The following is a 7,568-nucleotide window of genomic DNA, read 5'->3' on the forward strand; positions in this document are numbered from 1 at the left end:
TTCGAGCATAAATTTCAGTAGAACGAGTCGAATTATTTGATGGATTCGTGCGAATAGTTGACCTATTTAATCGAATTCATCAAATAATTGGACCGTTCTTTCTGGAATTTAGGCCGAAATTGTCTTAAGTCCGACAGACTCCTAGAGTATTCATTGTGGAGCCACCGGGCTCCACAATGTTCAGCAGATGAGATAAAACTCAGTATCCGCCTTTATCTTCTTCTTGTTCTTTCAGACCGAGAGCGACCAAAAGGCTGCCCAGCAGACTGCTGGCACCAAAGCGGTAGTGATTACGATCAATCCATTTTTGACCCATAACATCGGCAGCAATAGCCAGATGCTCTTGGGCGTCTTCAGCCGTACGAATACCACCAGCAGGCTTAAAACCTACGTTCTGTTTACCACTATCGCGAATTGCTTCCAGCATGATACGGGCAGATTCGGTCGTTGCATTGACATGCACTTTACCGGTTGAAGTCTTGATAAAGTCCGCACCGGCTTCAATGCAAATATCGCTGGCTCGACGGATCAGGGCCGGATCTTTCAGCTCTCCGGACTCAATGATCACCTTCAGCATCACCCTGTCCGCGCACACTTCCTTACAGCGGCGAACCAACTCAGCCCCTACTTCCTCGTTACCCGCCATAAACGCGCGATAAGGGAAAACAACATCCACTTCGTCTGCACCATAAACGACAGCTGCACGAGTTTCTGTCACTGCCAGCTCAATATCATCACCGCCCTGTGGGAAGTTGGTCACGGTAGCTACAGTGACGTCGTTCAGACCCAGTTCTTTCAGGGTCTTTTTGGCAATGGGAACAAATCTTGGGTAAATACAGACTGCGGCAGTATTGCCTGCCGGCGTTTTGGCTTTATGGCAGAGATCAATAATCACTTCCGGCGTATCATTATCATTCAGGGAAGTGAGGTCCATCAGTTGCAGGGCCTGACGGCTACTGGCAGTGAGATCGGTCATGAGTCTGTCCTCTGGCTCCAAAGAGCTTTGACGGCGACAGAAAATAAGAAAAGCATGCCTGAAAAAGTCGGTCGCCAGTCGTAGTTTATAAACAAAAAAACCCCTGCACCAAAGACGCAGAGGCATTTTTTGCCAGCTCAAGGCTGTTTTGCTGATCATCCACCTGAGCCTGCAGCGTGGACTGCAAACTCAACACTTCGTGCAAGAGTCTTTGTACTGCGGGAACAGGCAACAGTGCAGTACATTTCTCCCCCCATGAGCTTGGGGTCGCTCGAAGTGAGGGCACATCCTAGAGAATCCCTGACATCAATGACAGCAAGTATTTTTGGATGCACATTCATTTTTTTTGAACAACATTAAACTCTGAAATAAGACCTTAACCATTGATGTGCCAGATCCTGGTGGTGCATTTCATGCCAATAGAGATCATAGGCAATGGGTTCAACAGTAATTGGCATAGGTAATGTTGTCACCCGATACAGCTCCTCAGCATAGGCCGCCCAATTACCAGAAGATACAAACATCAGGTCCGTGCTTTCACAGACCTGGGTGGCACTGTGAAAATCACCAACCGCTACCACAACTTCACGATCCAGCCCCAGCTCAGCCAAAGTCTGGTCAGTGATGGATACCCTGTCTGTGACCGCGCCGATACCGATATGCCCAAGCGCCAGACAAGCTTCAAGTGTCCAGGGTTGTTCAAGGCATGGGTGGCTCTCCCGCACCATGCAGACCAACTTGTCTTTATACAGTCTTTTTCGGTGCAGACCTGAGATTCTGTGCTGCCCACAATCGAGATCATCGGGCAAAGCCACCAGATCAACCTTTCCTGCTGCCAGCTCTTCGAGATTTTTCAGGGTCAGATGCATCAATTTGATTTTGATTTTCGGAGCACTCTTGAGAATGTCCGCCAAAGAATTCTGAAACTTCAAATGATTGGCAGTTTCTGGCAAAGCAATAGTGAAATGACGGTCGCAATGCTGAGGGTCAAACACTTGAGGCTGAACCACTTTCCAAAGCTCATCGAGAATAGGTTTTAACTGCTCCTGAATAGCCAACGCCCGTGAAGTCGGTATCAAACCATGGGCCGTTCGAGTGAAAAGAGGGTCTCCTGTCAGCTCACGCAGCCTGGAAAGACTCTTGCTGACCGCAGACTGGCTGAGATTCAGCCGCTCAGAAGCTCGGGTCACGCTTCTTTCTTCCAGCAGAGCCTGAAGGCACACCAGAAGATTCAGGTTAATTCGGGACAATTCTTGAATAGGCATGATCAGTACTCAAGATATTCCTATAAGGAAATATATTATTGAAAATATATCACTTCTGTTCATATCTTGTGCATTTTACACTGTACTCAATACTGATTTTTATGGATGAGCCCTCTGTACATGCCATTAAGCCAACGTTCTGCCTTGCCGGTTATCTTTGCCCTGGTCATTTTAAGCCCACTGGCTATCGATATTTATCTGCCATCATTGCCAGAAATGACTCGTTTCTTCTCAGCCAGTGATTCTGAAATACAGCTGACAATTTCCCTGTTCATGATCTGCATGGGCGTTGGACAACTGTTTGCCGGCCCTTTTTCAGACATCTATGGCCGCAAAGCTTCGGCCCTGCTGGGTGTGGGACTTTATCTGGTTGGCAGTATCGTGGGCGCCGTTTCCACCAGCATTGAACTGCTTTATGTTGCCCGAATATTGCAGGGGCTGGGTGCGGCCAGCTGCACCGTCACAGCCTTTGCCTGGATTCGGGATCATTTCAGCCCGATAGAATCCGGCAAATGGATCAGCTATATGGGCGGAATGATCGGCACCATTCCTACACTCGCCCCCACGCTCGGTGGTGCTCTGGCTATTTACTGGGGCTGGGAAGCCAACTTTGTCTTCATGGCCCTGCTCAGCGCCTTTATTTTTCTGCTGGCCATCAGGAATATGCAATCCAAGGTTCGCTCAACGACTCAGGATAAAAATACTTCAGGACTTTTCCTGCAGAATCTGGGAAGCATTCTGGGCAACAAACAGTTTCTGAACTATTCACTCAGTGGCTCGTTGGCTATGGGCGCTATTCTGACTTACGCCACTCACGCCCCTTATGTTGCCATCAACCTGGCAGGTTTGAATGAGTTTGGCTTTTCTCTCTTTTTCGGCCTGCTGGGGTTAATGCAATTATCAGCCAGCCTGCTGACACCCAGATTGATTGACTGGCTGGGTCAACGCCAGACAATCGTTGTCGGATCTTTGTTTTCTATTGCTGGTGCCTCAGGTCTACTGTTTGTTCCAAGCGACCAGCCACTCTGGTTTTTTGCTCCTGCCGCAGTCGGTGCAATCGGCTTTAATTTTATTTTCGGCACCGCCTCCAGCCTGACTCTCGAACACTTTAAACATTGTGCCGGGCTGGCTGCCGCAATAGACGGCTTTGCCCGTATGACTGGCGGAGGGTTAATTGCCTTTGCAGTAAAACTGGCTGGTTTTGATGCGTTTACGACAGTGTCTCTGGCTTATGCTTTGCTGGGTGCATCGCTGATTCTAGCGGGTCTCGACTTACTGCAACGATCCGAAAAAAGAACCAATAAGTTGTCTTTGAAAGCCTGTCGATAAAAAACTCTCATTTTCGACTGCCCTTCTGGCAACCTAAGAGATACTCTATAGGCACTTAAAAACCAGCAAACAGTAGTATTCGCCTCATGATCCCGACGGAATCCCTCGAAATTGTCAGGGCCGTGGCCCACTTCAAAAACTTTACTGCGGCGGCCAAACACCTGCATAAAGTGCCTTCAGCCATCAGCTACACCGTCCGGAAGCTGGAAGAGCGGCTGGATGTACAACTGTTTCTGAGGGACAGCAAGCGCGTCGAGCTGACTCCAGCAGGTGAACACTTTATCCAGCAGACAGGCAAACTGCTGGCAGAGCTGGAAGAACTTGAAAAAACCACCCGCCAGATGGCCACTGGCTGGGAACATGAAATAAAGATTGCCCTGGACAACGTGGTGAACCAGGGCATGATCTACGACCTGATTCGCGATCTTCAGGCTGTTCGCCCGGAAACCAGTCTGGTGATCAATACCGAAGTTCACAACGGTTCATGGGATGCTCTGTTCCATAATCGTTGCCAACTGGTGATTGGTGCCCCCAAAACCATTCCTGACAACATTGCCAATAACGACCGCTTTGACTGGAAACCCATGGGGTCACTGGAATGGGATCTGGTTATGTCGCCAGAGCATCCCCTGGCCAGCATTTCAGGTCCGATCAGTCAGGACATGCTGAAGACTTACAGCTCAATCTGCATTCAGGATACTTCTAGAATCTTCCGACAGGGCTACAACCTGCTGCTGGAAGATCAGCAAATACTTCTGGTACCCAGCTTCCGTATGGCCATTGAGTGTCTGCTCAAGGGCCTTGGCATCACCATCATGCCCAGCCATTTTGTTCAGCCTTACATTGAGCAGGAACTGTTGGTACGCAAGGATGTTCTGGATATCCCCATGAATGACAGCTGCTATCTGGCATGGAATAAGGAAGTCATGGGCAATGGTATTCGCTGGGTTCTGGATTGGCTGGGCGAAGAAAGCTGGCTGAATAAAGTCTGGCTGCAATATGACACTATGAAGCCCATGGGTTATCACGTTCCCTGAGCCAGCAACACTTGGCATTTCTGCATTTGTACGACGGCACTTACTCTACACTGAGAAAAGGAGCTAACGTACAAGTGCAAGGATGCCATGTTCAAGCCTACCCACCTTCTCATCGTTTCTGTGCTGTTTCTTCTCGGACCTTGCAAGGTCAGCAGTGCACCTTTCTATGACGACTCCCAACCGATATTCATGCATTACTTTTGCTGGCCTCCTGAAGCTCCCAACTGGAGTCGGGTCGACAAAAGCCAACCACTGGACGATGCCCATTGCGTGATAGAGGACCTGCTCATTCAGATCTATCACAAGCAGTTGATTCGTCTGAAAACCCAGAATGATGTGGTCAGGCTGGTCAATGCCCCCATTTCCGGAAAGACAGAAAAACGGGGCCGACACTTGCTGAGTTTTTCCGTCTTCAACGGTTTCAGAAGACTGGCTCACTGGGGAATGAATAATGCTGCCGACATCAGTGCCGGCGATAAGGACAATGCTACCGCTCTGAGAATGTCGATTGGTAACAGTCTGGATTACATGATGGACTTTGTTCTGAGAAACAAAGGCAATCCCAACCGGACTTTCGGACAGCCAGGCAATCAGGACACCGCCCTGAGCGCCCTTCTAAAGTGGGGAAGTCCATTCAACCTGTTCAGACTGATCATCAATGCCGGGGGTAAAGCCAATGATCAGCAGCATCTGAATCAGATCGCTGCATATCTGAGAGCCACGGCCGCCAACAATCCCTCTTTGCAGGCCGAAGTGGACAGTTTGATAGCCCAGATAACAGCCAATGGTTTTATCACAGCGCCCAGGCTGACAATACCTTCAGAGTTAATAGAGCCTGACATGAGCGAACAGATGGACGACGCTCTATACCAAGCGATGATGGCAGGCATACTGACTCCCGATCATATGGACAGCTTCAAGGTCCACGGCAAGTGGTATGAGCACTTTCTGGCCTTTAACGGTTTCTCCTCAAGCCTCAGTTACAGACTGAGAACACTGCCCAAAGACGAAGCAAAGATTATTGTAGAAGCCCGGGATGATACGGGTAATGACCTGTTATTGGCGGCCATCAAGAGTCTGAATATTGATACGATAAGAGTGGTTTTGAAGGTTTCCAAAGCCAATATCAACGTACCCGTCCCCCCACACCCTGATTACTACAGCTCAGGGGATACCCCCATGACGATTGCCCGAAAGTGGCAGGTTCCCAAGGCCATCATTGAGCTCCTGAAATCCTACGGTGCCCAATAAGAAAAACCCCCAGCTTTCGCCGGGGGTTTTCTTGAGTAACCCTGTAATGCCTATTAAATGGCAGGGTATGTATAAGGGGCAGCAATACCCAGTGGCAAGCCCAGAGCCCAGTAAAGCAGCAGGAAAGCAGTCCAGCCCACCAGGAAGACAATGGAGTAAGGCATCATCAGAGAAGCAACGGTACCGATACCGGAGTTCTTCACATAACGCTGGCAGAACACAATAATGACAGGGTAGTAAGCCATCATCGGAGTAATGATGTTGGAAGAGGAATCCCCTATACGGTACGCAGCCTGAGACAGTTCCGGAGAAATACCCACAGCCATCAGCATTGGGACAAAAATAGGTCCGATCAGAGCCCGCTTGGCAGAAGCAGAACCTACCGTCAGGTTAACGACAGCGGTCAACAAAATAATGCCGACAATCGTCATCTGACCCGGCAAATCCAGTGCCTGCAGCACTTCTGCACCAGACAGCGCCAGCAGAGTACCCAGATTAGAGTCTCCGAACGCTTTCAGGAACTGGGCACAGAAGAATGCCATAACAATGTAACTGCTCATGGTCGTCATGGACTGGCTCATGCCGGCCATCACATCACGATGATTCTTGAATGTACCGGTCATGCGGCCATAGATCACACCTGGAATCAGGAAGAACAGGAAGATCAAAGGCACAATAGACTTCATCAGAGGCGCTGTATGCGCGGTCAGGGAGCCATTCTCAGCACGCAGCGGAGAAGTTTCTGGCAGACAGGCCAGAACCAGCAGACCCGCCATGGTCAGCAGAACGGCACTGCCGATCTTGAAAGAGCGATCTTCAGCTTTGGTGTAGCTGCTCATGTCTTCCGCTTCTTCCAGATCCTTGTTCAGCTCAACGCTCTTCAGACGAGGCTCAACAATTTTCTCGGTCACAAACCAGCCCAGCAGGGTCACGACAAAGGTAGAGACGAAAGTGAAATAGAAGTTCGCCAGCGGGTTAACCAGGTAGTCCTTGTCGTAGATCTGGGCAGCAGACTGGGTAAAACTCTGCAGCAGTGGATCCAGGCTGGAAGGCAGCAGACCCGCAGAGAAACCACCGGACACACCGGCAAAAGCAGCAGCCAGACCGGCCAGAGGATGACGACCCGCAGCGTGGAAGATCACTGCGCCAATTGGAATAACCAGAACGTAACCCGCATCTGCAGCAACAGAGCTGATCGCACCAATCATGACTACCGCAGGAGCCAGCAGCTTCTGCGGTGTCATGCGAATCATCTTTTTCAGGGCGATGTTGATATAACCTGAAGACTCAGCAATACCCACACCCAACAGGGCAGCCAGAACCATACCCAGAGGGGCAAAGCCTGTAAAAGTAGTCACACTGGAGGCCATAAAGTCAGTCAGATACTGAGCATCCAACAGGTTTTTAACCTGAATGGCTTCACCCGTCGCAGGACTCACCAGATCAAAGCTGATAGAAGAGAAAACGGCAGACAGGGCTACCACAATCAGAAGACAGTAGACGAACAACATGGCCGGATCAGGCAACTTGTTACCCGCCACTTCAATGGCATTCAAAAAACGATCAATAAACGGCGGCTTCTCGCTAGGAGCCTGTCGGACTTATGCTTTCGAGCATAAATTTCAGTAGAACGAGTCGACAGTCTTGAGCGTTCTAGACAGCTTCGATGGATTCGTGAGAATAGTTGACCTATTTAATCGAATTCATCGA

The 7,568-nt window shown here is 49.7% G+C and carries 6 protein-coding genes; 3 read left to right on the forward strand and 3 right to left on the reverse strand.

What is annotated here, in order from left to right; genetic code table 11:
- Positions 1-199 precede the first annotated feature (199 nt).
- Together deoC and ACR2PX_RS17555 are read right to left on the reverse strand one after the other, a co-directional pair.
- Positions 200-976 carry a deoxyribose-phosphate aldolase gene (deoC, locus tag ACR2PX_RS17550; protein WP_434000657.1) on the reverse strand — a complete coding sequence of 259 codons (777 nt, stop codon included), beginning with the start codon at positions 974-976 and terminating at the stop codon, positions 200-202.
- 356 nt (positions 977-1,332) lie between these two features.
- Positions 1,333-2,241, reverse strand: coding sequence for a LysR family transcriptional regulator (locus ACR2PX_RS17555; protein WP_434000658.1), 909 nt, complete (start codon positions 2,239-2,241; stop codon positions 1,333-1,335).
- Between the two features lie 105 nt (positions 2,242-2,346).
- Between ACR2PX_RS17555 and ACR2PX_RS17560 the strand changes: the two genes are divergently transcribed.
- The 3 genes from ACR2PX_RS17560 to ACR2PX_RS17570 all read left to right on the forward strand — a co-directional run bounded on the left by ACR2PX_RS17560 (position 2,347) and on the right by ACR2PX_RS17570 (position 5,858).
- A complete protein-coding gene (locus tag ACR2PX_RS17560) occupies positions 2,347-3,570 on the forward strand; it encodes a multidrug effflux MFS transporter (protein WP_434000659.1) in 1,224 nt (407 codons plus the stop codon).
- 86 nt (positions 3,571-3,656) lie between these two features.
- Positions 3,657-4,607 carry a LysR substrate-binding domain-containing protein gene (locus ACR2PX_RS17565; RefSeq protein WP_434000660.1) on the forward strand — a complete coding sequence of 317 codons (951 nt, stop codon included), beginning with the start codon at positions 3,657-3,659 and terminating at the stop codon, positions 4,605-4,607.
- 87 nt (positions 4,608-4,694) lie between these two features.
- Positions 4,695-5,858: a hypothetical protein gene (locus ACR2PX_RS17570; RefSeq protein WP_434000661.1), complete on the forward strand. Its 1,164-nt coding sequence runs from the start codon at positions 4,695-4,697 to the stop codon at positions 5,856-5,858.
- A 53-nt stretch (positions 5,859-5,911) separates the two neighbouring features.
- On the opposite strand, the gene ACR2PX_RS17575 is transcribed toward ACR2PX_RS17570, so the two are convergent.
- Positions 5,912-7,414: an AbgT family transporter gene (locus tag ACR2PX_RS17575; protein WP_434000662.1), complete on the reverse strand. Its 1,503-nt coding sequence runs from the start codon at positions 7,412-7,414 to the stop codon at positions 5,912-5,914.
- Between the last annotated feature and the right edge of the window lie 154 nt (positions 7,415-7,568).

The organism is Endozoicomonas sp., assembly GCF_051008435.1.
In the GTDB taxonomy this organism is placed as follows: Bacteria; Pseudomonadota; Gammaproteobacteria; order Pseudomonadales; family Endozoicomonadaceae; genus Endozoicomonas_A.